2 protein-coding genes and 1 pseudogene are annotated in these 1,473 nt (G+C 62.7%); all 3 read right to left on the bottom strand.

The genetic code is table 11. The features are described 5' to 3' along the window. Positions 1 to 349 (bottom strand): annotated as a pseudogene (locus tag ACXRVY_RS28785) (integrase domain-containing protein); the annotation flags it as partial. Further along, positions 327 to 686 (bottom strand): hypothetical protein, encoded by a 360-nt coding sequence (locus tag ACXRVY_RS28780; protein WP_223461106.1) that lies wholly within the window; start codon positions 684 to 686, stop codon positions 327 to 329. The gene ACXRVY_RS28780 and the pseudogene ACXRVY_RS28785, both read right to left, overlap by 23 nt. After that, positions 670 to 1,473, bottom strand: an 804-nt coding sequence (locus ACXRVY_RS28775) for a DUF3987 domain-containing protein (protein ID WP_458238927.1), incomplete at its 5' end; no start/stop codon positions are given. The genes ACXRVY_RS28775 and ACXRVY_RS28780, both read right to left, overlap by 17 nt.

Below are 1,473 nucleotides of genomic sequence, written 5' to 3'. Positions count from 1 at the left end.
GACTGGCGATCCTCACGTCCTGATCACCGCGCAGCGCGGCGAGGGTGCGGTTGACGCTGCTTAGGCGGTTCTGCGCGGTCGCGATGCAGAGTCCACCTTGCTGGATCTGCTGGCGCAGGTACGCGGCGTAGTCGTGCAGCGTCTGTCGGCCGATCTGGCGCGCATCGTTGTAACCAGGACCGTCCTCTGACCGACACCAACGCACGAATGCTTGCCAGCGATCGCTATGCGCTTTGACCGTGGCGAAGTGGCCACCGGCAAACAGATCCTTGAGCGCTTGTGGGCCGGCGTAGCTCAGCTGGCGGCCATAGCCAAAGTTGCGACCCTCACGCCGGCCGACCAAGGCCATCGTCATCACCCTTTTCGTTTGTTTGCAGAAAGAGCAGTAGGGCTTTCCAGTGAGGGCTGAGCCTGTCCACCTGCTGCCAGTGTGTCGGGCGGACCAGGAGGGCGTTCTCCTGGTGTTGCAGCAGTGCCCCTTCCTCGCGCAGCTGCTCAATCAGCAGGGCGATGTGGGTAGGCTCCAGGGGTGGTGTGGCGACAGCGGCGACAGTGGCGACAACCCGCGTCGTTTCTGGCCTGGCACGTGGCGACAGGGTGGCGACAGAGGCGGCGACACGCCGCGATTCTGGTTGCGATTGATGTTGCGCCTGGTAGTGGCGCACCGCGTCATTGAGGCGAAACATGGCGGACCTCGAAGGTTTTTCCGTCGTGGCTGCTCAGCCAGCGATGCGTGATCAGTACGACCAATAAAGAGGCGGTATGGTCAGCGCTCTTGCGGGCAAAGCGAGGGCCGTTGCGATTGACGTCGCGGACGGTGAAGTGAGTCCAGCCTTTCTGCACCAGCCAGCGCAACAGCCGATCCGCCTCTTCGCGTCGGCTATTTACCGGCTCCTGTTCGGTCAAGCGCTGGATCTCGGCCAGGTAGTAATCCATCAACGTGGAGGCGCGCTGGATGTGTGCTTCCTCCAACTGACTGGCCTCTTCAACCATGGCCAGCACGCCCGCGATGCGCAGCACATTCGCCGCGGCCTTGCCCGCGACAGGCTGGACGCCGGCCAGCTCGCCGAACTCGCCAGACTGGCACTCGATGGTGTCGTGAATATCGATCCAGGCACGACGGGCACGGGGAGTCAGTTCCAGCGTGACGGGATTGAGTGATCCATCCTTGTGAAGCGACCAGGGCTTTTGCAGCAGGGCGGTGATCCGTTGTTGGTAGCGCTGGATTTTGGCATCTCTGGTCAGGTCGATTGCCTTGTAGAGTCGCTGGCCGGCCAGGCGCTCGGGCCAACTGATCAGGCAGCGGCCGAGGATGCCTTGACCATTGATCACCGGGTCTTTAAACAGCTGGTTGGCCAGGTAGGGCTGCAGCATCAGATGCAGGCTGAGGCGACGGTCATAGGCACGCAGGCTTTCTCCAGCCATGGAGCGCGCCCGGTCGATCGGGCTGCCATCCCACAGTGTCGACAAGGT

Source organism: Pseudomonas sp. P5_A2_2, from assembly GCF_054177685.1.
Note: the sequence above shows the minus strand (reverse complement) of the source record. Positions and strands in the feature narration are given on the sequence as shown.